The 23,494-nt window shown below is 65.6% G+C and carries 22 protein-coding genes and 1 riboswitch; of the genes, 12 read left to right on the top strand and 10 right to left on the bottom strand.

Annotated elements, in window-relative coordinates:
* Nucleotides 1-6: 6 nt before the first annotated feature.
* From cobO to cobU, 4 genes are read right to left on the bottom strand one after another with little or no spacing between them, the layout of a single operon-like run.
* Nucleotides 7-606 (bottom strand): cob(I)yrinic acid a,c-diamide adenosyltransferase, encoded by a 600-nt coding sequence (gene cobO / locus O9320_04645; GenBank protein ID MCZ8310118.1) that lies wholly within the window; start codon nucleotides 604-606, stop codon nucleotides 7-9.
* Entirely contained in the window at nucleotides 603-4,151 is a 3,549-nt protein-coding gene (gene cobN, locus O9320_04640) for a cobaltochelatase subunit CobN (GenBank protein ID MCZ8310117.1), read from the bottom strand. Before cobN ends, cobO begins: the two co-directional genes overlap by 4 nt.
* Nucleotides 4,151-5,173 carry a cobalamin biosynthesis protein CobW gene (gene cobW / locus O9320_04635; GenBank protein ID MCZ8310116.1) on the bottom strand — a complete coding sequence of 341 codons (1,023 nt, stop codon included), beginning with the start codon at nucleotides 5,171-5,173 and terminating at the stop codon, nucleotides 4,151-4,153. The genes cobN and cobW overlap by 1 nt, the downstream gene beginning before the upstream one ends.
* Nucleotides 5,170-5,730, bottom strand: a complete 561-nt coding sequence (gene cobU / locus O9320_04630; protein ID MCZ8310115.1) for a bifunctional adenosylcobinamide kinase/adenosylcobinamide-phosphate guanylyltransferase — start codon at nucleotides 5,728-5,730, stop codon at nucleotides 5,170-5,172. Before cobU ends, cobW begins: the two co-directional genes overlap by 4 nt.
* Nucleotides 5,731-5,771: 41 nt before the next feature.
* Nucleotides 5,772-6,020: riboswitch (cobalamin riboswitch) on the bottom strand.
* A gap of 19 nt (nucleotides 6,021-6,039) precedes the next feature.
* Between cobU and O9320_04625 the strand changes: the two genes are divergently transcribed.
* A complete protein-coding gene (locus O9320_04625) occupies nucleotides 6,040-6,861 on the top strand; it encodes a hypothetical protein (protein ID MCZ8310114.1) in 822 nt (273 codons plus the stop codon).
* Between the two features lie 5 nt (nucleotides 6,862-6,866).
* On the opposite strand, the gene O9320_04620 is transcribed toward O9320_04625, so the two are convergent.
* The gene (locus tag O9320_04620; GenBank protein MCZ8310113.1) at nucleotides 6,867-7,505 is read right to left on the bottom strand and encodes a histidine phosphatase family protein; all 639 of its coding nucleotides are present in this window, start codon (nucleotides 7,503-7,505) and stop codon (nucleotides 6,867-6,869) included.
* Nucleotides 7,493-8,305 carry an adenosylcobinamide-GDP ribazoletransferase gene (locus tag O9320_04615; protein ID MCZ8310112.1) on the bottom strand — a complete coding sequence of 271 codons (813 nt, stop codon included), beginning with the start codon at nucleotides 8,303-8,305 and terminating at the stop codon, nucleotides 7,493-7,495. The genes O9320_04620 and O9320_04615 overlap by 13 nt, the downstream gene beginning before the upstream one ends.
* A gap of 99 nt (nucleotides 8,306-8,404) precedes the next feature.
* On the opposite strand from O9320_04615, the gene cobT reads away from it, so the two are divergent.
* Nucleotides 8,405-9,436, top strand: a complete 1,032-nt coding sequence (gene cobT / locus O9320_04610; GenBank protein MCZ8310111.1) for a nicotinate-nucleotide--dimethylbenzimidazole phosphoribosyltransferase — start codon at nucleotides 8,405-8,407, stop codon at nucleotides 9,434-9,436.
* A 56-nt stretch (nucleotides 9,437-9,492) separates the two neighbouring features.
* On the top strand, nucleotides 9,493-10,659 hold the full coding sequence (locus tag O9320_04605) for a M20 family metallopeptidase (protein ID MCZ8310110.1): 1,167 nt from the start codon (nucleotides 9,493-9,495) through the stop codon (nucleotides 10,657-10,659).
* Nucleotides 10,660-10,663: 4 nt separating this feature from the next.
* Here O9320_04605 and O9320_04600 read toward each other — a convergent pair whose 3' ends face one another.
* Together O9320_04600 and O9320_04595 are read right to left on the bottom strand one after the other, a co-directional pair.
* Complete coding sequence (locus tag O9320_04600) at nucleotides 10,664-11,461, bottom strand: ABC transporter permease (protein MCZ8310109.1); 798 nt, start codon at nucleotides 11,459-11,461, stop codon at nucleotides 10,664-10,666.
* Nucleotides 11,458-12,198, bottom strand: a complete 741-nt coding sequence (locus tag O9320_04595; GenBank protein ID MCZ8310108.1) for an ABC transporter ATP-binding protein — start codon at nucleotides 12,196-12,198, stop codon at nucleotides 11,458-11,460. The genes O9320_04600 and O9320_04595 overlap by 4 nt, the downstream gene beginning before the upstream one ends.
* A 73-nt stretch (nucleotides 12,199-12,271) precedes the next feature.
* Between O9320_04595 and O9320_04590 the strand changes: the two genes are divergently transcribed.
* From O9320_04590 to O9320_04580, 3 genes are read left to right on the top strand one after another with little or no spacing between them, the layout of a single operon-like run.
* Entirely contained in the window at nucleotides 12,272-13,597 is a 1,326-nt protein-coding gene (locus O9320_04590) for an ActS/PrrB/RegB family redox-sensitive histidine kinase (protein ID MCZ8310107.1), read from the top strand.
* Nucleotides 13,594-14,145 (top strand): ActR/PrrA/RegA family redox response regulator transcription factor, encoded by a 552-nt coding sequence (locus tag O9320_04585; GenBank protein ID MCZ8310106.1) that lies wholly within the window; start codon nucleotides 13,594-13,596, stop codon nucleotides 14,143-14,145. Before O9320_04590 ends, O9320_04585 begins: the two co-directional genes overlap by 4 nt.
* Nucleotides 14,145-15,614, top strand: coding sequence for a hypothetical protein (locus O9320_04580; protein MCZ8310105.1), 1,470 nt, complete (start codon nucleotides 14,145-14,147; stop codon nucleotides 15,612-15,614). Before O9320_04585 ends, O9320_04580 begins: the two co-directional genes overlap by 1 nt.
* On the opposite strand, the gene O9320_04575 is transcribed toward O9320_04580, so the two are convergent.
* Nucleotides 15,615-17,030: an undecaprenyl-phosphate glucose phosphotransferase gene (locus tag O9320_04575; GenBank protein MCZ8310104.1), complete on the bottom strand. Its 1,416-nt coding sequence runs from the start codon at nucleotides 17,028-17,030 to the stop codon at nucleotides 15,615-15,617.
* Nucleotides 17,031-17,149: 119 nt separating this feature from the next.
* Between O9320_04575 and O9320_04570 the strand changes: the two genes are divergently transcribed.
* The 3 genes from O9320_04570 to rmuC all read left to right on the top strand — a co-directional run bounded on the left by O9320_04570 (nucleotide 17,150) and on the right by rmuC (nucleotide 20,238).
* On the top strand, nucleotides 17,150-17,740 hold the full coding sequence (locus tag O9320_04570; protein MCZ8310103.1) for a hypothetical protein: 591 nt from the start codon (nucleotides 17,150-17,152) through the stop codon (nucleotides 17,738-17,740).
* A gap of 98 nt (nucleotides 17,741-17,838) precedes the next feature.
* Nucleotides 17,839-18,819, top strand: coding sequence for an SDR family oxidoreductase (locus O9320_04565; GenBank protein ID MCZ8310102.1), 981 nt, complete (start codon nucleotides 17,839-17,841; stop codon nucleotides 18,817-18,819).
* A gap of 3 nt (nucleotides 18,820-18,822) precedes the next feature.
* A complete protein-coding gene (gene rmuC / locus O9320_04560) occupies nucleotides 18,823-20,238 on the top strand; it encodes a DNA recombination protein RmuC (GenBank protein MCZ8310101.1) in 1,416 nt (471 codons plus the stop codon).
* A gap of 6 nt (nucleotides 20,239-20,244) precedes the next feature.
* Here the strand turns inward: rmuC and O9320_04555 are convergent, their stop codons facing one another.
* A complete protein-coding gene (locus tag O9320_04555; protein ID MCZ8310100.1) occupies nucleotides 20,245-21,126 on the bottom strand; it encodes an isocitrate lyase/PEP mutase family protein in 882 nt (293 codons plus the stop codon).
* Between the two features lie 76 nt (nucleotides 21,127-21,202).
* On the opposite strand from O9320_04555, the gene def reads away from it, so the two are divergent.
* Genes def through truA form a run of 3 tightly spaced genes read left to right on the top strand, consistent with a single transcriptional unit; the run spans nucleotide 21,203 to nucleotide 23,420 of the window.
* Nucleotides 21,203-21,727, top strand: a complete 525-nt coding sequence (def, locus tag O9320_04550; protein MCZ8310099.1) for a peptide deformylase — start codon at nucleotides 21,203-21,205, stop codon at nucleotides 21,725-21,727.
* Between the two features lie 26 nt (nucleotides 21,728-21,753).
* On the top strand, nucleotides 21,754-22,677 hold the full coding sequence (gene fmt, locus O9320_04545) for a methionyl-tRNA formyltransferase (GenBank protein MCZ8310098.1): 924 nt from the start codon (nucleotides 21,754-21,756) through the stop codon (nucleotides 22,675-22,677).
* Complete coding sequence (gene truA, locus O9320_04540; GenBank protein MCZ8310097.1) at nucleotides 22,674-23,420, top strand: tRNA pseudouridine(38-40) synthase TruA; 747 nt, start codon at nucleotides 22,674-22,676, stop codon at nucleotides 23,418-23,420. Before fmt ends, truA begins: the two co-directional genes overlap by 4 nt.
* Nucleotides 23,421-23,494: the final 74 nt, after the last annotated feature.

Below are 23,494 nucleotides of genomic sequence, written 5' to 3'. Positions count from 1 at the left end.
CTGTAGCTAGAACTCCACGCCCGGCTGCGCCTTTATGCCGTCGCGAAACGGATGTTTGAGCAGCGTCATTTCGGTCGCAAGATCGCACGCGTCGATGAGCGATTGCGGCGCGTTGCGGCCCGTAACCACGCAATGCTGCAAAGGCGGCCGTGCGGCCAACGTTTCGAGCACGGGTTCGAGGGCGAGATATTCGTAGCGCAGCACGATATTGAGCTCGTCGAGCACCACCATCCGGTAGCTTTCGTCGGCGAGCATGCGCTTCGACTCTGCCCAAGCGCGTTCGGCGGCGGCGACGTCGCGCGCACGGTCCTGCGTTTCCCAGGTGAAGCCTTCGCCCATCGTTTTGATTTCGCAAAGCTCGGGGAACTTCGCGAGCAGCCGCGCTTCGCCCGTGTCCCAAGCACCCTTCACGAACTGCACGATGCCGACTTTCATGCCGTGGCCCAGGCAGCGCATGACCATGCCGAAGGCCGACGAGGATTTGCCCTTGCCCTTGCCGGTATGCACGATCAGCAAACCCTTCTCGCCGACCTTGCCCGCCATCATTCTGTCGCGCGCGGCTTTGATGCGGCGCATTTTTTCGTTGTGCTCGGTATCGAGGGTCATGGCGTCTCCAAAAGGCTCGCGAGAAGTGCCGGCACGTCGTTGGCACCCGGGCGCCACAGGCCGCGCTCGCGCGCTTCGGCAAAGCGTGCTGCCATCTCGCGCAAAGCGGGCGCGTTGGCCTCGACCACAAAATCGCGTACGGCTTCGTCGCGCAAATACGCATCGAACAGCGCATCGAAATGCCGGTCTTCGACCGCATCGGTGGATGCTGCGAACGCAAACAGATAGTCGACCGTCGCGGCCATTTCGAAAGCGCCCTTGTAGCCGTGGCGCATTACGCCCGCGATCCATTTGGGATTGGCCGCACGCGCACGCACGATGCGCGCGATTTCTTCTTTGAGCGTGCGGATCTTCGGGCTTTCGGGGCGCGAATGGTCGTTGTGGTACATGGTCGGCGAAGCGCCCGACAGTTTCTTGACCGCGGCGGCAAGCCCGCCCTCGAATTGGTAGTAGTCGTCGCTGTCGAGCAAATCGTGTTCGCGATTGTCCTGGTTGTGCAGCACGGCTTCGACGCGCGCGAGGCGCTTTTCAAACAGCCTGTGCGCAGCATCGCCGGCCGCCCCCGCGCGATAGGCATAGCCGCCCCACGCCACGTAGGCATCGGCAAGGTCGCCCGCGTTCTGCCAACCGCCCTCATCGATCAATGCCTGAAGGCCCGCACCGTAAGCACCTGGCTTCGAGCCGAACACGCGCGTTGCGGCATCCACGCCGCCGCCTTCGGCCGCCACGCGTGCGGCGAGCGGATTGAGGTGTGCAGGCTCGTCGAGCTTGGCGACCGCGCGCACGGCCGAGTCGAACAGGTCGATGAGGTTCGCAAACGCGTCGCGGAAAAAGCCCGACACGCGCAAGGTCACGTCGATACGCGGGCGGTCGAGCAAATCGAGCGGCAGTATCTCGAACCCCGTCACGCGAAGCGACGACGGCTCCCAGGTCGGGCGCACGCCCATAAGTGCGAGCCCCTGTGCCACATCGTCGCCACCCGTGCGCATATTGGCGGTCCCCCACGCGGACAAAGCGACGGCGCGCGGCCAGTCGCCATGTGTTTGCACATGGCGCTCAAGCAGCAGCGTTGCCGATTTCCAGCCGAGCATCCAGGCTGACGGCGTCGGCACGGCTCGCAGATCGACCGAATAGAAATTGCGGCCGGTCGGCAGCACGTCGGCACGGCCGCGCGACGGCGCCCCCGAAGGGCCGGGGGCCACGCGCCGCCCGTCGAGCCCAGCCAGCAACGCCGCCATTTCGGCAGCGCCGCTCGCATCGAATGCCGGTGCCAAATGCGATTGAATCCATCCCTGCACGGCGGCACTTGCGGGCCCGCTGGGTGTGGCACCGTCGAGAAGTTGCTCGGCGGCGGCCTCGAGCTCGGCCAGCGCATCGCCGTGCACGGCCATGTCGCAATCGAGCGGATCGAATTTGCAGCCGCGATCGGCGGCAAGGGCGCGCAGCAGCGATGCGCTTGAAGGTGCCGTGCCGGGCCGCGGCACACGCGCGATCGCGACCAGCGTGTCGCGGCGTTGCGTTCCGCCTGGCGACGTGCCGAACACATGCAAGCCGTCGCGGATCTGGTGCTCTTTGAGTTCGCACAAGAGCCCGTCGAGCTTGGGCAGGGCTGCCTTCGCATCGTCGTCTTGGGCAATGCCGCATTCGCGGTCGAGCCCGGCTTTGCGCGCAAGGTCGAGAATCGAAGCGCCCAACGCAGGAAGACGGCGCGGATCGAGTCGACTTGCCTCGCCGTATTCGTCGATCAAACGTTCGAGGGCGGCTTGCGGACCGTAGGCGCCCGCACGCGTCAAAGGCGGTGTCAGATGGTCGATAACGACGGCCGAAGTCCGGCGCTTGGCTTGGGTCCCTTCGCCCGGATCGTTGACGATGAAGGGATAGAGATTGGGCAAGGCACCCAATGCGGCTTCGGGGAAACACGCGGCCGAAAGGGCAAGCCCTTTGCCCGGCAACCATTCGAGATTGCCGTGTTTGCCGACATGCACAACCGCGTTCTGCGAGCGCAGCCACGCATGGAAAGCGAGGTAGCCGTGTGGTGGCACGAGATCGGGATCGTGGTAGGTCGTGGCCGGATCGATCTCGTAGCCGCGCGCAGGCTGGATCGCAACCGCGACATGGCCAAAGCAATGCACCGGCAGCACGAACGCATCGCCGTCGCGCCGCCGGTCGGAATCGGGTGCGCCCCAGCGCGCTTCGACGGCAGCGCGCACCGTGGCGGGCAATGTCGCGTAAAACGCGAGATAGTCGGCGTACGCAAAGCGCAAACCGCCCGCTGCAATCTTGGTGCGATTGGTAGGGCCGTCGAGCAAACGGCGCATCAATTCCGCACTGTCGGTGGGTGCGTCTTCGACCGCGTAGCCGGCATTCGCAAGGGCGCCAAGGATGGCGACGGTTGCGGCGGGCGTGTCGAGCCCGACGCCGTTGGCAAGTCTGCCGTCTTTGCCCGGATAGTTGGCGAGCACAAGCGCGATGCGGCGTTCGGCGGGTGCAGCACGGCGCAGCTTGACCCAGTTGGCGGCAAGTTCGGCCACAAAGCCACAGCGCTCCGTATCTGCGGCAAAACCCATCAGATCGATCTCGCACGACGCATCGCGGCCGAGCGAATCTTTGAAGCCGATCGCGCGCGTCATGATGCGGCCGTCGAGTTCGGGCAAAGCCACGTTCATGGCAACGTCGCGGCTCGCAAGGCCGCGCGTATCGGCGGCCCACGCTTCGCGCGTTTGGCCTGCGAGTACGGCTTGCAGCACCGGCACGTCGAATGCTGCCAACGGATCAAGCGCACCTGCCGAAAAACCGGTGAGGTTGATCGCAATGTCGGGCGGGGTCGCGGCAAGTTCGGCCGCGAGATACGCGCCGACATCGGCGTCTTTTAGGCTCGTCGCATAGAAGGCGTGCACGTCGAGATCGCGTTCGGCGAGCTTTTCGATCAGCGCATCGACGGGGGCAAGATCGCCCGCCTGATAGTGTGCGCGATAGAACAGCAACGCCGCGACCGACGCTCCGGGCCGCGCAAGGGCATGCGCATAGCGCCCGGCGCGCGGGATCGCAATGGGCGCCCAATCGCGCGTGCGGCTTTCCGAGAGATCGTCGAGCGCTTCGAGAATGCGCGCGAAATTGGCGGGACCGCCATGCACAAACGCCAGATGCAAACGGCGATAGAGATCGGCGTCGATGTTGGAAAGCTGCTGCAACTCTGTGTCGTCGTTTGCGTCGCCCGGCAGCAAGGCAAGCTTCGCGCCGCTGCGCTGCACGGTTTCGACGAGCCGGTCGATGCCGTAGGGCCAATAGCTGCGTCCGCCCAAGAGCCGCACGACGACGATTCGCGCATGTGCGGCCGTGCGCTCGACATAGAGATCGACCGAATAGGGATGTTTGAGGGCCGCCACATTGGCAAGCCGCAGCGACTGGCCTTTGCGCGCGCGCGCAAGCCCTGCTAGGTCGCTGTCCGCCATCGACAGCACGACAACCTTGCCCGGGGTCTGGGCAAGATCGATCGCAGCGTCGGCGTCGAGGATTGTCCCCGGCGTGGCGGCCAGCAGATGCATCAGGCCAGGGCCGCACGGATGGCGTTGGCGTCGATGCCCTTGCGCCCGATCACGACCACGCGCGAACCGCGCGGCTCGTCGCTGCGCCAAGGCCGGTCGAAATAGCGCTCGATGCGCGGGCCCACGGCCTGCAGCGCAAGGCGCATCGGCTTGCCGGGCACGTCGAGAAAGCCTTTGGCGCGCAGCACGTCGTGGCTAGCGATCGCCGCTGCAAGGCGTGCTTCGAACGCGGCCGGGTCGGCGACTTCGCCGGGCTCGACCACGAAACTGTCGAAATCGTCGTGATCGTGCTCGCCCAACGCATCGGCATGGCTCGGGCGCGTGGCGAGATCGTCTTCGGCGGCGGCCGAAAGCCCGAGCAGCACATCGAGCGGAACTGCGCCGTAGGCGGCCGACACAAGCTTCGCTCCTTCGCGCAGCTTGCCGCCAAGTTCGAGGCGCACGCGGGCGGCCGTCTGCGCGTCGATGCTGTCGCCCTTGGTGACGACGACGAGGTCGGCGCACGCCATCTGGTCGTCGAACACTTCGGCTAAAGGATTGTCGTGGTCGAGGGCAGGATCGGCAGCACGCTGGGCGGCCAGCGCTTCCTCGTCGTCGGCAAATCGGCCTTGCGCAAGGGCAGGCCCATCGACGAGTGCGATCACGCCGTCGACCGTGGCACGCGCTTTCACGGCCGGCCAGTTGAAGGCCTGCACAAGCGGTTTCGGCAAGGCAAGGCCCGACGTTTCGATGACGATATGGTCGGGGGCCGGCTCGCGCGCGAGCAGAGCTTCGAGCGTGGGCAGGAAGTCGTCCGCGACCGTGCAGCAGATGCAGCCGTTGGCCAGTTCCACCACGTCGCCGGGGGCACACGAATCTTCCGCACAGCCGAGCAGCAATTCGCGGTCCATGCCCAGCGCCCCGAATTCGTTGATCACAAACGCGATGCGCCTGCCCTTGGCGTTGGCCGCCATGTGGCGCAGCAGCGTGGTTTTGCCAGCCCCCAGAAAGCCGGTCACGATCGTTGCCGGAATGCGTTTCATGCGGTTTTTCCCTTCAAGGCGAGCGGCAAGCCAGCCGCTACAAAAACAACGTCGGTCGCGATAGCGCCGATCGCCTGGTGCAGGCGCCCGGCATGGTCGCGGAAATCGCGCGCCATTTTGTTGTCGGGCACGATGCCCAAGCCCACCTCGTTCGCGACGAGCACGATCGGGGCTTGGCGCTTGGCGAGCGTGCGGCAGAGTTCTTTTGTGGCGGCGGCAATCGGTCGCTCGGCCAGCATCAGATTGGTGAGCCACAAAGTGAGGCAATCGACCAAGGTCGGCTGCGTTTGCGCTGCGAGCATCTCGGAAAGTTCCAGCGGTGCCTCGAGCGTGCGCCACAGTTTTTTGCCGCGCTGCTTTTTGTGGAGGGCAATGCGGGTGGCCATCTCGCGGTCGTGGGCTTGTGCCGTCGCCACGTAGATCGCGTGCTTGGCCGAAGCACAAAAGCTTCGCGTGCGCGCTTCGGCATAGCGGCTTTTGCCCGAGCGCGCACCGCCCAGGACCAGAATAAGGGGATGTTTCGGCTCCGCGTTACGCGAAGCTTTTTCGGCAACCATGGCGCACCAGTTCCTCCCGCCGAGGATGGTAGTTGGCAAGGGGAATGCCCTTGGCGTCCGGGAGGTCTCCTGGCTCGGGGTCTTCGAGGGCCGTCCTGCCTTCCCAGCCCCGTTCGACGGGGGCCAGTGGCGTTTTGGGCGGCCGATCTCGCCCTTACAGTTGCGGGGGCAGCGCCGGGGTGGCTGACGGCAAAATGCGCGTTGTCGGGCGCTTTTTGCTTGGCTTCACCGGTCTTCCCTGTCCAGATGCAATGCCGTTACTATCACAGTCCGGGTGCGGCTTGCTAGACGGCGTTTGGGCGAGGGGACATGCGCGGTTTGCTGGGAATTTTGGCGATTGCGGGGCTGGCGTTGGCGACGCACGCCGCACCTGTGCATGCGCAAGGTGCGCCGCAAGCCACGATTCTGCAGCGCGCCCAAGAGGCGATCCCCGAGCAAGTGCGCTTTGCCAGCCGCATCGGCGTCAATCTGCGCGTCACGCGCGACGGCCGCCTGTTCGCGGCCACCTGGTCGCCCAATCCCAATCCGCGCGGCTGGATCGTGGTGTTGCCCGACGCCAAAACATGGGCGCAGCAGGAGCTCGCGGTCTGGCATCCCACGCTCGTGCGCAAATCGGTCGGCATCGTCGCGATGCAATGGTGGTACGCCACCGGCGACGGGCCGGCGAACTACGCCAATGCCGAGCTTGTCTATCGCGAACTCGAGCAGGCCTTGCGCCAGATGGGCATGAAGCCCGGTACCGCCATGCTCTACGGCATGGGGCGCGGCGCCGAAATGGCCTACGCGATCCAGGCCTACGATCGCCATGCAGGCGGCAAGTTTTTCGGCGCCACGTTGGTCAATTCAGGTGCGATGGCCGAGGATATCGCGGCCAACCGGCGCGTGGCGGAAGGCCAGTTCGGCTTGGGGCCGTTCGACGACACGCGCTGGATCTTCTATTGCGGCGGGCGCGATGCCGAGCCCGAGCGCGCGGGTTGCCCTGCAATGCGCGGAGCCGCCAATGCGGTGCGCAAATTCGGCGGCAAGAACGAACTCTTCCTCGAAGAAGCGCGCGGCTCGCGCGCCACGCTTTTGCAGGAGCAGCGCCTCATCGACGCCGCCCTCGACAAATATCTGAGCCTTCCGCGCTAGTCGATTTAGGCCGGCGGGCGGTTCACGAAGCCCACGCGCCAGGAATGGCCGATGCCGCTGCCCGCCAAAAGATCGAGCCGTGTGACCGACAGCGTATCGACAACCAGCGACAGGGCGGTTTCAGGCGGCAGCGCCAGCGCATAAGCGACGGCCGCACGGATCGTGCCGCCATGGCACACGACCGTCACGTCGTTGCCCTGGTGCGTATTGGCCAATCCATCGAGGGCGCGGGCCACGCGCGCGCACACTTCCGTGAAGCTTTCGCCGCCGGCGGGTTTGATGTCGGCCATCGACAGCCAATGGCGATGCGTGGTGGCCGGGTCGCCGTGGCCATAGGCGCCGATCTCGGCATAGGTGCGGCCCTGCCATTCGCCGAAACATTGCTCGATCATGTCTTCGGCAAGGCCTAAGGTCGGCGCAGGCTTGCCCTTGGCGGCCCAGATCGCGGCGGCCGTTCGCTTTGTGCGCGACAGGCGCGTGGTGTGCCACACGCCGCTGTCGGGCAGCAGGCGTGCAAGCCCCGCAAAGGCCGTTTCGTTGCCGGTGTCGCAATCGACGTCCGTCGTGCCGTAGCAGCGCCCGTGCTGGCCCACGACGGGCGCATGGCGCACCAGCCAGAAGCGCGTTTCGATCAATCCATCCATGCGTGAGCCTCGAAAAGGACCGTTGCGATAAGGGCCGCGATCAAGATCGCGATCTCGACCGACTGCTGTACCATGCCGAGCGCATCGCCCGTCTGCCCGCCGAGCTGGCGGCGGGCAAGCGCGCTTGTATAGAGGGTAACGCCACCCGCAAACAACAGCGCGATCGCAAAGCCGAAAATTCCGAGCGGCAGCAGGAACGCGGCCCCGATGCCGAGTGCCGCAGCGGCGTGTGCCGCACTTGGCCTGCCGGCGCGCACGGCCGCTCCGTCGCTGCGCGCGAACGGCAGGCGATGCATCGGAAAGGCGATGGCCGCACGCGAGGCGGCGGCCGCCCCGATCCAAGCGATTGCGACCGTCGCGGGATCGTCCAGCGCCGCGAGTGTGATCGCGCGCAAGCCCAGCGACAGCAGCAGGGCCAGCACGCCGAAGGTGCCGATGCGACTGTCGCGCATGATCGCCAGCCGTCGTTCGACATCGCGCGCACCCGAGGCGTCGGCGAAGTCCGCAAGCCCGTCTTCGTGCAAAGCGCCGGTCGCCCAGATGGTCGCGGCCAACCCCATCAGCGCCGCCAGCATCGGCGGCAGGCCTGCGTACCAGACGAGCGCATAAAGACCGGCCCCCAGCGCACCCACGACGGCTCCGGCAGGTGCAAAGGCGCGCACGGACGTCGCGAGCGGCAAGGCGGCGGTCGTCGGCGCCAGCGGAACCGGCAATCGCGTGAGGAAGCCCAACGCCAAGCACAGTTCGGCAAACGCACCGGGGGTGGGCGAAGCGTGCGGCGGCGGCGAGGGTTCGGTCATCGGCAAAGACGGTGTTCTTGCAATTGCGGGAGGCGCAAGATAGGACGCCACGCTTCGCATTGCCAGCCGCCCGCACCCCAGATGAATCGAGAACCGCCGATGCCGTCCGCTACCCGCCAGCCCGTCGCAAGTTTCGCCGAAATCCTGGCTTTGCTGCCCGAATTGCCGGGCCCCGATCTTGAAGCAGCGACCAAGGCCGCTTCGCGCGAATCGCATCTCACCAAGCCGCCGGGCGCTTTGGGGCGGCTCGAAGACATTTCGGCGTGGCTGGCACGCTGGCAGGCCAAACATCCGCCGACGGTTTCGCATCCGCGCGTGGCGGTGTTCGCGGCCAATCACGGCGTGGCCGCACAAGGCGTGTCGGCGTTCCCTTCGGAAGTGACGGCGCAGATGGTGCAAAATTTCATTGCGGGCGGGGCGGCGGTCAACCAGCTCTGCAAAACCTTCGACGCCGATCTGCGCGTCTACGAAATGGCGCTCGAAACGCCGACGGCCGACTTCACGCAAAGCCCCGCGATGAGCGAAGAAGAATGCGCGCGCGCGATCGCCTACGGCATGATGGCGGTCGAGCCCGGCATCGATCTTCTGTGCGTGGGCGAGATGGGCATTGCCAATACGACGTCGGCGGCGGCGTTGTGCGTGGGCCTGTTCGGCGGGACGGCAGCCGACTGGGTCGGCCCCGGTACGGGTGTCGTCGGGTCCGCACTCGCGCGCAAGATCGCGGCCGTCGAAGCGGCAACTTCACTGCATTTCTCGAGCCCCCGTGCCCCTTTGGATGTGCTGGCCCGCGTGGGCGGGTTCGAGCTTGCGGCGATCGCGGGTGCTATCCTTGCCGCAAGGCTTGCACGCGTGCCCGTGCTGCTCGATGGATTTGCGTCGACCGTTGCGGCTTGCGTGCTGCGCGCCCTCGATCCGCATCTGCTCGACCATTGCCAAGTGGCCCACGTATCGGCCGAGCCCGGCCATCGCCGCTTGCTGGCCGCGATCGAGCGTACCGCCTTGTTCGATCTCGGCATGCGCCTGGGCGAGGCTTCGGGGGCGGCACTCGCGATCGGCCTCGTGCGCGCAGCGGTTGCGTGCCACACCGGCATGGCGACGTTTGCAGCTGCGGGCGTTTCGGCCAAGAATTGACTCGCGTGCAAGTGCGGTCCAAAACTGATTGAGACCGCCGCCAAGGAGATCAAGCGATGCCCGTCATCAACCGAATCGCCGCTTTCCACGAAGACATGAAAGCCTGGCGCCGCGACATCCACAGCCGGCCCGAGCTCGCTTACGAGGAAACGCGCACGGCCGATTTGGTGGCCGCCAAGCTCGCCGAATTCGGCATCGACGTGCATCGCGGCCTTGCGAAAACGGGCGTGGTCGGCACGCTGCGCGCCGGCACCTCCAACCGCGCCATCGGCTTGCGCGCCGACATGGACGCGCTGCCGATGGCCGAGAACAACGATTTCACGCATCGCTCGCTGAATGCCGGCCGCATGCATGCGTGCGGGCACGACGGCCACACGGCGATGCTGCTGGGGGCCGCCAAATATCTTGCCGAGACCAAGAATTTCGACGGCACGGTGCAGTTCATCTTCCAGCCCGCCGAAGAGGGCGGCGGTGGCGGCGATCTTATGGTCAAAGAAGGGCTGTTCGAGAAATTCCCGGTCGAGAGTGTGTACGGCATGCATAATTGGCCGGGCACCGAGGCGGGCCGCTTTTCGGTGCGCCCCGGCCCGATGATGGCCTCGGCCGACCAGTTCGACCTCGTCGTGCGCGGCCTCGGCACGCATGCCGCCATGCCGCAGCGAGGCACTGATCCCGTTGTCTGCGCCGCTCAGATTGTTACCGCACTCCAGACGATCTCCTCGCGCGAGACAAGCCCGCTCGACGCGGTCGTGGTCAGCGTCACGCAGATCCATGCGGGCGACGCCTACAACGTGATCCCGAACGAATGTGTCATGCGCGGTACCTTGCGCGCGTTCGAGCCCAAAGTGCGCGACGGTCTCGAAGCGGCGATGAAGCGCATTGCAGGCGGCATTGCGGCCGCCATGGGATGCGAGATCACGCTCGACTATCGGCGCGGCTATCCCCCGCTCGTGAACAGTTCGGCCGAAGTCGAAATCGCGGCGGCCGCGATGCGCGCGGTCGTGGGGCCGGACCGCGTCACGACCGACGGCATTGCCACGATGGGCTCTGAAGATTTCGCCTTCATGCTCGAAGCCAAGCCCGGCGCTTACGTGTTCCTCGGTAACGGGACCGGTCCGTCGCTGCACAATCCGCGCTACGATTTCAACGACGACATTCTGCCGGTCGGCGCTTCGTTTTGGGCCATGTTGATCGAGCAGAATCTGCCGCGCCGCGCTGCTTGAGCGCTCACTCGCTCGATTGCAGCAGCTGGCCGCGCTGGCGCGCGCGCGCGAACGCAAAGAGGAATGCGCCGAAGCCCAAGCCCAGATAGAGGATATTCAGTGCAAACGCCGAGGCGAACAGGTCCCAGCGGAAAGTGCCCGTAATCAGCACCGCGCGCATGCCTTCGAACACATGCGTGGTCGGCAAGGCCCACGCGACCGGCTGCAGCCAGCCCGGCAGAACGTCGACCGGATACCACACGCCCGACACGGGCTGGATCAGGAAGATCGAGGCCCAGGCATAGGATTCGGCCGCCAACCCGAAGCGGAACAAGAGGGCCGCGATACCGAGCCCGATCGACCAGCCGAGCATGATCAGCATCGACCAGAATGCGATCAGCGGCAGCCCCATTTCGAAGATCGAATAGTGGAAGAGCGGGATCGCGAGCAGCGCTGCGGGGACGACGCCGATCGCCGAACGGATGATGCCCATCGCCATCAAAGACAGGCCGAACTCGTAGGGCCGCAGCGGGGCCACGAACAGATTGGCCAAATTGCGCGACCACATCTCTTCGAGCAGCGACAGCGTGAAGCCGAATTGCGCGCGCACGAGAACGTCCCACAGCAGCACGGCCCCGATCAAAACGCCGGCGGCCTGCGCAAACCAGTTCGAATGCTGGTTCAAGAACACCGTTATGAAGCCCCAGATCACCATCTGCAGCACGGGCCAATACATGAGATCGAAGATGCGCGTCCACGAGCCGCGGAACAGGTAATAGTGCCGCAGCAGCATGGCCGATATGCGCTGGAGACTGTCGGTCATGCTTCTTCTCTGCGCGCGATGTCGAGAAACACCTGTTCCATGTCGTTTCGGCCGTAGCGCGCGATGAGCTCGGCGGGCGTGCCGCGATCGACGATGCGCCCGGATTTCATCATCAGCACCTCGGCGCACAGTCGCTCGACCTCGCCCATATTGTGCGAGGCGAGCAGGATCGCAGCGCCTTCGCGGCGCGCGTAGGTTTCGAGCAGGCCGCGCACCTGGTCGGCCGTGTCGGGATCGAGGCTTGCGGTCGGCTCGTCGAGCAGCAGCAGGGCTGGCCGGTTCACGAGCGCTTTGGCCAAAGCTGCGCGCGTCTTCTGGCCCGAGGAGAGCGAGCCGGTCTTGCGGTCGAGCAGGGCGCCGAGCTCAAGATCGCGCGCAAGCTCCGCGATGCGGGATGAAAGATCGCGCACGCCGTAAAGTCGGCCGAACACGGTCAGATTTTCACGCACCGTAAGGCGCCCCGGCAGATCGACATAGGGCGAGGAGAAATTGATCTGCGGCAAGGCGCGAAAGCGGTGCCGGCGCATATCGTGGCCGAGAAGTTCGATTCGCCCCGAGGTCGGCACGAGAATGCCCAGCAGCATCGATATCGTCGTCGTTTTGCCGGCCCCGTTGCCGCCCAGCAGGCCGCAGATGCGCCCGGGCGGGACGGCAAACGCAATTCTGTCGACCGCCGGGGCGGCACCGGCGACGAAAATCTTGGTTAGGCTTTCGACATTGATCGCAAGAGGCAGCATAGGCTGTTATATGGCGCTTTCACAAGTTCGTGACCAGCCTTGTGTTTGCCGCCGAGCGTTTCAAGGAACGGACATGCGCGCACCGATGATCCCGCCCGCGATCCCATCGCCAGGTCTTCTGCCGCCGCCACCGGTCGGTCGCGTGCGGCTGCGCACGCTCGTGGTGGTGCGCTGGATCGCTGTGCTCGGCCAAGCCTGCGCCGTGCTCGGCGTGCATTACGGTCTCGGCTACGCGCTGCCGATCTGGGCCGCACTGGGCGCGGTGGCTGTGTCGGCCATCTTGAATGCGGTGCTGATGCTCGACCGCCCGCGCGCCGGGCGGCTCGACGACCGTGCGGCCGGTGCCGTCCTCGCCTACGACATTCTGCAGCTCGGCACGTTGCTGCATTTCACGGGCGGTCTGCAAAATCCGTTTGCGGTTCTGCTCGTCGCACCCGTCGCGGTCGCGGCGACGTCGCTCACGCGCAGTTCCACCGTTGCGCTGGGCGTGCTCGCCATGGCGACGGCGAGCGTGCTGCCGTTCTGGCACGAGCCCTTGCCCTGGGCAGCGCCGGGCCTTGAGTTGCCGCCGCTGTTCTCGTTCGGCGTTTGGCTTGCGGTCGCGATGACGATCGTGGTCGTCGCCGCCAACGTCTCCAAGCTTGCCGAAGATGCGCGCCAGATGTCCGATGCGCTGGCGGCCGCACAAACGTCGCTCGAGCGCGAGCAGCGGGTGAGTGCGGTGGGCGGGCTTGCCGCCGCCGCCGCGCACGAGCTCGGCACGCCGCTTGCCACGATCGCGCTCGTCGCCAAAGAGGTGGCGCGCGACGCCCCGCCCGGTGCCCTCAAGATGGACGCCGAATTGCTGCTGCGCGAGACGATGCGCTGCCGCGACATCCTGGCGCGCTTGGCGGCCAAACCCGAGAGCGGCGACGCGCATGGTGATCCGTTTCCGCAGCCGCCGCTGTCTGTGCTGCTGCGCGAGATCGGCGCGCGATATGCGGCCGGGCCAATCGAGGTCGCGGTCACGATCGACTATGCGGACAATGTCGATCCGCCCACGCCGCGCCGCCCCGATCTTGTGCAGGCCCTGGGCACCTTGATCGAGAATGCCGCGAGTTTCGCGCACACGCGCATCGACATTCGCGCCTGGTCGGATTTGCTGACCGTCGGCATCGACATTGTCGACGATGGGCCGGGTTTTGCGCCCGAGATTCTCGCGCGCCTCGGCGAGCCCTATGTTTCGAGCCGGGTGGGCGAGAGCGACCATATGGGGCTCGGCGTTTTCATCGCTTCGACGCTGCTCGCGCGCATGTCGGCGTCGGTCGCCTGGGACAATGCGCCGCACAGCGGGGCGCGAATCGTCGTAACATGGCACCGATCCGCTTTTGCCGCCTTGTCCGAGAAGAGGCTCGCATGATCCCAACAGCGCCGCCCGTCCGCCGCCTGCTCATCGTCGAAGACGACGAAGCATTTCGCCTGCGTTTGGCGCAAGCCATGGAACGACGCGGTTACGCCGTCGCGCTCGCCGAATCCTTTGCGGCCGCCGAAGCGCAGATCCGCAGCCAAGCGCCCGATTTCGCCGTCGTGGATCTGAAGCTCGGCGACGGGTCCGGCCTCGATCTCGTGCCGCTCATCCGTGCCCAAGCGCCCGATGCCCGCATCGTGATCCTCACCGGCTACGGCAACATCGCAACGTCGGTTGCCGCCATCAAAGCCGGTGCGGTCGACTATCTGCCCAAGCCCGCCGACGCCGACGCGATCGATGCGGCCTTGCAGGCGACGAGCCGCGCCTTGCCGGCCCCGCCTGCCCATCCGATGTCGGCCGACCGCGTACGCTGGGAGCATATCCAGCGCGTGTTCGAGCAGTGCGACCGCAACGTGTCGGAGACGGCGCGCCGCCTCAACATGCACCGGCGCACCTTGCAGCGCATCCTGTCCAAATACGCGCCGCGCGAAGTACAGTAGTGGCCCATCCGCTGCGCATTGCCAGTGCGGCGCTCGCCCTGGCCTTTTTCTATTTGGGCCTTGCGCTGCGTCCTTTCGACGCACTGCTCGCGATGCCGATCGCCGAGGACGGCTGGTATGCGCTGACCGTCGCGCGCAACGTCGCGAACGGCCACGGCATCACGATCGACGGCACGGTGTGGACGAACGGCTTCCAACCGCTGTTCACGGCATTGCAAGTGCTGTGCTTCTGGTTCGTGCCCACACCGGAAGGCGAATTGCGGCTGTTTTATGGGCTTGCGTGGCTTGTGCATTGCGCGGGCGCCATGCTCGTCGCGAGCCTTGCGCGCGACGCGGTGCGCGAAGGCTCCGGCGCACTCGCGGCTCCGCTTGCCGCCTTGCTCTATCTGGCCGCCATCAAAAATTTCAACGATTTCTATACGGGCCTCGAAACCGGGTTGCAGCTTGCGCTCTATGCGCTCGTGTGGCGGCTCTATGCAAACGATTGGCGCCGGCATCCGACCCTGATGGGTTTGGCGCTGGGTGCCCTCGTGCTTGCGCGCATCGACGCGGCCGTGTTCGTGGCCGTGTTCTGCGCGGTCGAATTCTTGCGTGGCAGGGCAAGCTGGGCCGTGCGTTTTCGCACCTGCTTTATTGCCGGTGCCGTGGCAGTCCTCGTCTCGAGCCCGTGGTGGCTCTACAACACGCTGCTGTTCGGCCATCCAATGCCAAGCTCCGGCTTTGCCCAGCAGGACGCCGTTTTCGAGATCGAGCGCATCTGGACCGCCTTGTGGGCCTTGCGCATCGTCGCAATGCCGTGGCTGTTTGCAGGGGCCCATGAAGCTTTGTGGATCGACCTTGCCCGCATTGCGGCCCTTCTCGGCGTTTGCGTGCTCGTGTGGCGCACGCGCGATCTTGTGCGCGCTTCGGCGCTGCTGCGTTTCGCTGGCCTGCTGCTGCTCTGCTATGCGGGCCTCGTCGTCTACTACACGCGCACGTTTTTCGCCGACTGGTTCTATATCCGCTATTTCGCCCCGCTCTCTTTGATCGCGTTCGTCTATTTGCCCGCACTGCTCGCCGCCCGCCTGCCGCGCGCCGGTGCGGCAATGGGGATCGCCGCTTCACTCGTTGCCGCCATGCTGCTGGCAGGCGCGTGGCAGAGTATGAGGCTATTCGGCGCGTCCGCCCATCACCGCCAAGCAGCCCTCGTCGCCGAACACGTGCCGCCCGAAGACGTCGTCGCGGCAGGGCAATCGGGCACGCTCGGTTTCCTGCGCGATCGCGTGGTAAATGTCGACGGCAAGGTCAATCCCGAAGCGCTCAAATGGCGCGGGCGCATTCCCGAATATCTCGATGTGCGCGGCATTCGCTGGTTCGTCGATTCCGACTGGTACGTCGAAATCAATCTTGGCCTCGATCCCGCCGCCGTCGGCTGGCAACTCGTGGCCGAGAACGGCGATTTCTACCTCTATCGCCGCGTGGGCCGCTGATCAGTAGGCGTTCTCTTTGCCCAGGATCGCGATCGGCGTGAGGGCGAGGATCTTGAGGTCGAACAGCAGCGACCAATTGTCGATATAATAAAGATCGAACTGCACGCGCCGGCGCATCTTTTCGGGCGTGTCGGTTTCGCCGCGCAGGCCGTTCACCTGCGCCCACCCCGTCATGCCGGGCTTCACGCGATGGCGGGCGAGATAGTCGTCGATGATCGTGGCGTATTGTTCGTTGTGCGCGACCGCGTGCGGGCGCGGCCCCACGAGCGACATGTCGCCGCGCAGCACGTTCAGGAGCTGCGGAAATTCGTCGAGCGAGGAGCGGCGCAGGAATTTGCCGATGCGCGTGATGCGCGGATCGTCGCGCTTGGCCTGCGGCACGGAAGCATCTTCGACGCGCGCATGGAACATCGTGCGGAACTTGTAGACGACGATCTCGTTGTTGGCGAAGCCGTAGCGGCGCTGCCGGAACAGGGCCGGGCCTGGGCTGTCGAACTTAACGATTGCCGCGATCGCCAACAGCAGAGGGCCTAGTAGCAGCAAGAGGATTGCGGCAAGGATGCGGTCTTCGAGCGCTTTGAGCACGAGGCTCCAGCCCGACAGCGGACGCTCCAAGACCGACAGCATTGGGATGCCCGCGATCGCGTGGAAGCCGCGGGCGGGCAGATACGTGCCGATATAGTCCGGGCACAGTTTCACGTCGACCGGCACGACCTTGAGCTTTTTGATGAGTTCCTGCAGATCGGCCGAGGCCTGCCACGGCAGCGCCACCACGATTTCGTCGAGCGCATGGGTGCGGCAATAGGCGATCAGATCGTCGACCGTGCCGACCACGCGGTGGCCTTCGATGGTTTCGGGCAGGCGGTCCTTGCGGTCGTCGAACACGCCGACGATGCGGTATTCCTGCGTCGCGACGTCGGTGAGGTGTTTCAGGAACGCGCGGCCCATTTCGCCAGCGCCAATGACCGCGACATTCATGGCGAGGCGCCCTTGGCGCCGCCAGCGGTCGATTTGCACGAGCAGCAGCAGCCTTACCAAGATGAGTCCGCCAAAGCCGAGGGCGAGCCAGCCCAGCGCAAAGGCGCGGCTGAACGCGACCGAGGTCTGCGTGAAATAGGCAAGGGCGATCAGGCTCGCCATCACGCCCATCCACGCCATCGCGACCTTGCCGAACTGGCTTGCGAGCCGCGACAGATTCTCGAACACATAGACGCGCGCGACCTGCAGATAATTGGCCGCAAGCCCCATCGCGGCCAGGATAGCGATCAGATAGAGATCGGGGACGGCAAGGCTGTCGTGGCGCGCCCAATAGGCGGCAAAACCGGCGGCAGCGACCACGCTTGCGTCCGCCACGCGCAGACCGCCCAGCACCAAGGTCTGAAGATCGGCCGCGACGACGCTTGTTTTTCGTTTCATTTCAGCTGTTTGCCCGAAAACTCGGGGTCTTTCAAGATGTGCGAGCATAGGCCACCCCGAGGTTCGACGCAAAGTCCATCTCGGGACAAAACGGGGCAGGAGGGTGTAGCATTTCATTTATGGACGCGATGGATCTCGATCCCAACATTCTGACCTGGGGCCTGCTGCTCGTGGCGGCTGTGGCGGTCTTCGCGCGCGTGCGCGTGGCATTCGACCGCACCCGCGAAGAGAAGCGCCCGTTCGAAGACGTTGTGGTGCGCGTGCGGCAGCGCGTGCGCACGCCTTCGGCACCCGCCGGGATCTCCCCGGCCGTGGCCGTCCCGTTTGCGGCCAACGCCGCCGGCCCCGATCCCGAAGATGCCGTGCGCCGCATGGCGCGCACGCTGCTGGCCTTGGCCGACAAACGCGACCCCGTGGGTGCGGCCCAGGCGCGCCGGGCGGCAGCGCGCATTACCACACTCGCTGCGAGCCGCGGTATCGGCGGCGAAGACGTCGAGCGTGCGGCCTTGGCCGGCATGCTGCTCAAACTCGGGCCCGGCGTTCTGCCCGCGAGCCTGCAGCCGAAACCTGAGCGCGCCTTCTCGAGCGTGCTCATGGAGACGGCCCATCTCGAAGGCCCGGTGCCCGCGATCGTGAAGGCCATCCGCGACGGCAGCCCGGTCGAAAAACGCCTCGAGCCGCTGGTGGCGTTGGTGCGCGAAGCGGCCTGAAGAGCGGGCGGAATTCCGGGCGCATTGCGGGCGTTGTGTCTTGGCGAGCGCCCTGCTATTCCGGCGCTTGGGTTTTTCCTCGAAAGGTTGGACGGTTCATGTCGTTGCGCAAACGCATTCTGGTGACGGGCGGGGCGGGGTTTTTGGGCTCGCATCTGTGCGAGCGGCTCGTGGGTGCCGGGCACGACGTGCTGTGCGTCGACAATTACTTCACTGGCTCCAAAGACAATATCGTGCCGCTGTTCGGCAATCCGCATTTCGAAGTGCTGCGCCACGACGTGACGATGCCGCTCTACGTGGAGGTCGACGAGATCTACAATCTCGCGTGCCCGGCATCTCCCATCCACTACCAATTCGATCCCGTGCAGACGACCAAAACGTCCGTGCACGGGGCCATCAACATGCTGGGCCTCGCCAAGCGCGTGAAGGCCAAGATCTTCCAGTCTTCGACCTCGGAAGTGTACGGCGATCCGGAAGTGCATCCGCAGCCCGAAGAATATCGCGGCAACGTGAACCCGATCGGCCCGCGCGCCTGCTACGACGAAGGTAAGCGCTGCGCCGAGACGCTGTTCTTCGACTATCACCGCCAGCACGGCACCAAGATCAAAGTGGCGCGCATCTTCAACACCTACGGGCCGCGCATGCACCCGAACGACGGGCGCGTGGTGTCGAACTTCGTGGTGCAGGCGCTGAAGGGCCAGGACATCACGATCTACGGCGAAGGCACCCAGACGCGCAGCTTCTGCTACGTCGACGACCTCATCGAAGGTTTTGTGCGCCTGATGGACAGCCCCGATGCGATCACGGGGCCGATCAATCTCGGCAATCCGCACGAATTCACGATTCGCCAATTGGCCGAGCGCGTCATTGCGCTCACGGGTGCGAAATCGAAGCTCGTGCAGCGCCCGCTGCCCGCCGACGATCCGCTGCAGCGCAAGCCCGACATCGCCAAGGCCAAAAACCTGCTCGGCTGGGAGCCGAAGATCCAGCTCGACGAAGGCCTCAAGAAGACCATCTCCTATTTCGATGATCTTCTGCGCCGCAATGTCGGGCCTTCGCCCGTGGGTGCCAAAATCTAGCGCATGGAAATTGTCGGCTTCATCCTTGTGGGATTGCTGGTCGGTGCTGCCGGCACCTACTTCGCCCTGCGCGGCCGCGGGCGTGAGGCAATCTACAAGGAAAAGCTGATCCAGGCGGCCGATCTTGAGCTCGATCTGCGCACGCGCCTGGATGCCGCGACGCGTGCCCAGAGTGCGGCCGAAGCGCAGGTCCAGCGCATTGCGGGCCTCGAAGACGATCTCGCGCGCGTGCAAGGCGGCTTCTCCGAAATGCGCGCGAAGGCCGCAAGCCTCGAGGCCGAACTCAAGGCCGAACGCGCGCAAGCGGCCGAGAAACAAACGCTGCTGCTGGCGGCTGAAAAACGCCTCGTCGATACGTTCGATGCGCTCTCTGCCAAAACGCTGCAGGCCACGACCGCGCAGTTCCTCGAACTTGCCAAAGCGAGCTTCGCGGGCGAACAGGAGATCGCCAAGGGCGATCTCGAGAAGCGCCAGCAAGCCGTGGGCGAGATGGTGGCCCCGGTGCGCGAAGCGCTCGAAAAAATGGGCGTGCGGCTCGCCGAGATCGAACAGGCGCGCGCCCAAAGCTACGGCGCTTTGACCAAGCAGGTCGAAAGCCTGGGCGAGCGCAGCGACCGCTTGTCGATGGCCACGACCAATCTTGCCGCCGCCCTCAAGAACCCGGCCGTGCGCGGCAAATGGGGCGAAAACACGCTGCGCCGCTCGTTCGAACTTGCGGGTCTCAACAGCCACATCGATTTCGACGAGCAGTTCAGCGTGGCGCACGAAACCGCGTCGGCGCGTCCCGATGCGGTCGTGCGGCTGCCTGGCGGGCGCGCGATCGTGATCGACGCGAAGGCCCCGGCCGATGCTTATTTCAAGGCGCACGACGCCACCGACCCGGCCGAGCGCGCGCGTTTCCTCAAAGAGCATGCGGCCCAGCTCAAAGGCCATGTGCGCACGCTTGCGGGCAAAGACTACGGGGCCAAGGTCGAAGGCTCGCCCGAATTCGTGCTGATGTTCCTGCCGAACGAAGCGCTCTTGAGTGCCGCCGTCGAAGCCGATTTCGAACTGCTCGAATTCGCGGCCAAACAGCGCGTGGCTTTGGCCACGCCGCTCACGCTGCAGACGATGCTGTGGGTCATCGCCTATGCCTGGCGCCAGGAAGGTTTGGCCGCGAATGCGCGCGAGATCCAGAAGCTTGGCACCGATCTCTACGAGCGTATCGGCGTGGTGGCCAAACACGTGGCTGGCATTGGCAAGGCGCTCGACGACGCGACGAACGCCTACAACAAATCGGTGTCTTCGCTCGAGACGCGGCTGCTGCCGAGTGCGCGCAAGCTGCGCGACTTCGAAGCGGCCGGGCCCAACGCGCCCGACATTCTGCTGCCCCCCGTCGAAGTGGCGACCAAGCCCTTCACGAAGGGCGAACTGCTCTGATCGCCGCTATTCGGCCGCGTATTTTTTCTCCGCGTCCCAATAGGCGGGGAAGCCGACGGCCTCTTGCAGGGCCGCAAAATCGAGCTGCGGCGGATGGGCGACGCCGGCGCCCGGTACGAGGGCCGCGTAGGTCTGGCGCAGCGATGCGATGAGGCCCGCGAGTGCGGCGATCGGATAGACCGCGAGGCGATAGCCCACTTCCTGCAATTCGGCCGGCGGCAGGACCGGCGTTTTGCCCTGGAACACCATGTTGGCGAGGCACGGGCGCTTCACCGATGCGCAAAAACGGCGCATCTCGTCGATATTCTCAGGCGCTTCGAGAAACAGAATATCGGCCCCTTCGTCGGCGAAATCCTGGCAGCGCGCCAAAGCATCGTCGAAGCCGTTCACGGCGCGCGCATCGGTGCGCGCCAGCACCAGGATATCGCCCGCCCCCGTGGCGCGCAGCGCATCGCGCGCCTCGCACGCAGCGCGGATCTTGAGGCGCGCTTCCTGGCGCGAGATCACTTGCTTGCCCTTCGTGTGGCCGCATTTTTTGGGCGTGACTTGGTCTTCGAGCATGATGGCGGCGGCACCTGCACGCGCATATTCGCGCACCGTGCGCTGCACATTGAGCGCGTTGCCCCAGCCCGTATCGCCGTCCCCGACCACGGGAATATCGCCTGCGGCGGCGATGCAGGAGCGCAACTGGTCGAGCATCTCGCCCATCGAGATGAGGCCCGCATCGGGGGAAGCAAGGCGCACGGCCGAGACGCCGAAGCCGGTCATGAACAGCACCTCGTGCCCGGCTTCAGCCGCCAGTTTGGCCGAGAGCGCGTCGAACACGCCGGGCATCACGCACAGGCGTTTTTCTTCGAGGCGGCGGCGCAGGCGTTGGGCGGCGTTCATGGGCGTATTCCTTCGGGCAAACGGGTATGCGGGCCAAGGCTTGACCAAGCCCGCAAGTCATCATAACTAACGTTTTATGGCACTGCGCGAAATTCTCGTGGCCCCCGATCCACGCCTCAAAATCAAGGCCCAGCCGGTCGGCCGGGTCGACCAGCAGATCCGCGACCTCATGGACGACATGTTCGAGACCATGTACGCGGCCAATGGTATTGGCCTTGCGGCCCCGCAGATCGGCGTTTCCAAACGCGTAATCGTGATGGATCTCGCGCGCGAAAAAGAGGGTGCCCCGCCGCGCCCGATGCGCTTCGTCGATCCCGAGATCGTCTGGATGTCCGACGAGCGCGTGCCCGGCGAAGAGGGCTGCCTGTCCGTGCCTGAGCACTATGCCGACGTCGAGCGCGCGGCCAAGGTGCGCGTGCGCTACCGCGACGAAAACGACGCCGTGCAGGAGATCGAGTGCGAGGGGCTGCTGTCGGTATGCATCCAGCACGAGATCGACCATCTCGAAGGCACCTTGTTCGTCGACCACATCTCCTCCCTCAAGCGCTCGATGATCTTGCGCAAGCTGCAGAAGGCCAAACGCATCAAGGCGGATGCGTGAGCGCCAAACGGCGGCGCGTCTGCTTCATGGGCACGCCGGCATTTGCCGCTGCTGCCCTCGATGCGATCGCCGCAGCGGGCCACGAGATCGCTTGCGTCTACACCCAGCCGCCGCGCCCGAAGGGCCGCGGCCACGGCATCCAACAAAGCCCCGTGCATCTGCGCGCCCTCGAATTGGGCCTGCCCGTGCGCCATCCCGCGAACTTCAAGGACGAGGCGAGCCGCGCTGAATTCGCGGCCCTCGATCTCGAAGTGGCGGTCGTGGCGGCCTACGGGCTTTTGCTGCCGCAGGCGATCCTCGATGCGCCCAAGCGCGGCTGCCTCAACATCCACGCCTCGTTGCTGCCGCGCTGGCGCGGGGCCGCCCCCATCCAGCGCGCGATCGAAGCGGGCGACGCCGAGACCGGCATTGCCATCATGCAGATGGAAGCCGGGCTCGACACCGGCCCCACGCTCCTTGTGCATAAAATCGCCATCGAATCGCACACTACCGGCGGCCTTCTGCACGATGCGCTGATGGGCGCGGGTGCCAAAGCCATCGTCGAAGCGCTCGAGAGTCTCGAAACGCTGGTGGCGATCAAGCAGCCCGACGATGCCACCTACGCGCGTAAACTCACCAAGGAGGAAGCGCGCCTCGATTGGCGCCGCCCGGCCGTCGAACTCGAACGCCGCATTCGCGCGTTCGATCCGGTTCCGGGCACGTGGTTCGCGTGGTCGGGCGAACGCTTCAAAGTGCTGGCCGCCCGCGTCGTGGCGGCATCCGCAAAAGCCGAACCCGGCACCATCGTGGCTGCACCGTTGACGGTGGCGTGCGGTGAGGGCGCGCTTGCGATCGAGCGCGTGCAGCGTGCGGGCCGCAGCCCGATGTCGGCCGAAGAGCTGCTGCGCGGCCTTGCCTTGCCGCCCGGCACGCGGCTCGATCTGCCCCAGATCGATCCGCCGTCCTCATGACCCGCTACCGGCTGACGCTCGAATACGACGGCAGCGATTTTCTGGGCTGGCAGCGCCAGGCCGGCGGGCCGAGCGTGCAGGAAGCGCTCGAAACCGCCTTCGCCAAATTCTGCGGCCATGCGGTGGCGGTCGCAGGGGCGGGGCGCACGGATTCGGGTGTGCATGCGCTGGGGCAGGTGGCGCATGTCGATCTCGAGCGTGACTGGGACCCGCTCAAAATCCGCGATGCGCTGAACTGGCACCTCAAACCACAGAAGGTTCAAGCGCTCGAGGTGACGCCCGCACCGGCCGATTTCCACGCGCGTTTTTCGGCGATCCGGCGCGTCTATCTGTTCCGCATCTGCGACCGGCGCGCACGCCCCGTGCTCGATTGGGGCCGCGTGTGGCACATCAACCATCGCCTCGACGCTGCTGCGATGCACGATGCCGCGCAGCTTCTCGTCGGCCACCACGATTTTTCGAGCTTCCGCGCGGGCGATTGCCAGGCCAAAAGCCCGCTCAAAACGCTCGACCGGCTCGACATACGCCGCGAGGGCGACGAGATCGTCACCTGGGTCGAAGCGCGCTCGTTCCTGCACCACCAGGTGCGCAACATGATGGGCACGCTCAAACTGGTCGGCAACGGGTCCTGGACCGCGAACCACGTCGCCAAAGCGCTTGACGCGCGCGACCGCCGTGCGGCCGGCCCCACCGCCCCGCCCGAGGGGCTGTATCTGGCCCGCGTCGACTACCCCAAAGAATAGGTTACCAAGCGCGACAAATCGCGACGGTCGCCGGTTTAAGCTATTGATATTTCAGAAATGTAACCGCGACGACG

The organism is Magnetospirillum sp., from assembly GCA_027532905.1.
GTDB lineage: Bacteria > Pseudomonadota > Alphaproteobacteria > CACIAM-22H2 > CACIAM-22H2 > Tagaea.
The sequence above is the reverse complement of the archived record's forward strand: the minus strand, read 5'-3'. Positions and strand labels throughout refer to the sequence as shown.

Excerpts from the sequence above, each read along its gene's own strand:
- cobO (MCZ8310118.1), bottom strand. The coding sequence starts at position 606 with ATGACCCTCGATACCGAGCACAACGAAAAAATGCGCCGCATCAAAGCC.
- cobN (MCZ8310117.1), bottom strand. The coding sequence starts at position 4,151 with ATGCATCTGCTGGCCGCCACGCCGGGGACAATCCTCGACGCCGACGCT.
- cobW (MCZ8310116.1), bottom strand. The coding sequence starts at position 5,173 with ATGAAACGCATTCCGGCAACGATCGTGACCGGCTTTCTGGGGGCTGGC.
- cobU (MCZ8310115.1), bottom strand. The coding sequence starts at position 5,730 with ATGGTTGCCGAAAAAGCTTCGCGTAACGCGGAGCCGAAACATCCCCTT.
- O9320_04625 (MCZ8310114.1), top strand. The coding sequence starts at position 6,040 with ATGCGCGGTTTGCTGGGAATTTTGGCGATTGCGGGGCTGGCGTTGGCG.
- O9320_04620 (MCZ8310113.1), bottom strand. The coding sequence starts at position 7,505 with ATGGATGGATTGATCGAAACGCGCTTCTGGCTGGTGCGCCATGCGCCC.
- O9320_04615 (MCZ8310112.1), bottom strand. The coding sequence starts at position 8,305 with ATGACCGAACCCTCGCCGCCGCCGCACGCTTCGCCCACCCCCGGTGCG.
- cobT (MCZ8310111.1), top strand. The coding sequence starts at position 8,405 with ATGCCGTCCGCTACCCGCCAGCCCGTCGCAAGTTTCGCCGAAATCCTG.
- O9320_04605 (MCZ8310110.1), top strand. The coding sequence starts at position 9,493 with ATGCCCGTCATCAACCGAATCGCCGCTTTCCACGAAGACATGAAAGCC.
- O9320_04600 (MCZ8310109.1), bottom strand. The coding sequence starts at position 11,461 with ATGACCGACAGTCTCCAGCGCATATCGGCCATGCTGCTGCGGCACTAT.
- O9320_04595 (MCZ8310108.1), bottom strand. The coding sequence starts at position 12,198 with ATGCTGCCTCTTGCGATCAATGTCGAAAGCCTAACCAAGATTTTCGTC.
- O9320_04590 (MCZ8310107.1), top strand. The coding sequence starts at position 12,272 with ATGCGCGCACCGATGATCCCGCCCGCGATCCCATCGCCAGGTCTTCTG.
- O9320_04585 (MCZ8310106.1), top strand. The coding sequence starts at position 13,594 with ATGATCCCAACAGCGCCGCCCGTCCGCCGCCTGCTCATCGTCGAAGAC.
- O9320_04575 (MCZ8310104.1), bottom strand. The coding sequence starts at position 17,030 with ATGAAACGAAAAACAAGCGTCGTCGCGGCCGATCTTCAGACCTTGGTG.
- O9320_04570 (MCZ8310103.1), top strand. The coding sequence starts at position 17,150 with ATGGACGCGATGGATCTCGATCCCAACATTCTGACCTGGGGCCTGCTG.
- O9320_04565 (MCZ8310102.1), top strand. The coding sequence starts at position 17,839 with ATGTCGTTGCGCAAACGCATTCTGGTGACGGGCGGGGCGGGGTTTTTG.
- rmuC (MCZ8310101.1), top strand. The coding sequence starts at position 18,823 with ATGGAAATTGTCGGCTTCATCCTTGTGGGATTGCTGGTCGGTGCTGCC.
- O9320_04555 (MCZ8310100.1), bottom strand. The coding sequence starts at position 21,126 with ATGAACGCCGCCCAACGCCTGCGCCGCCGCCTCGAAGAAAAACGCCTG.
- def (MCZ8310099.1), top strand. The coding sequence starts at position 21,203 with ATGGCACTGCGCGAAATTCTCGTGGCCCCCGATCCACGCCTCAAAATC.
- fmt (MCZ8310098.1), top strand. The coding sequence starts at position 21,754 with ATGGGCACGCCGGCATTTGCCGCTGCTGCCCTCGATGCGATCGCCGCA.
- truA (MCZ8310097.1), top strand. The coding sequence starts at position 22,674 with ATGACCCGCTACCGGCTGACGCTCGAATACGACGGCAGCGATTTTCTG.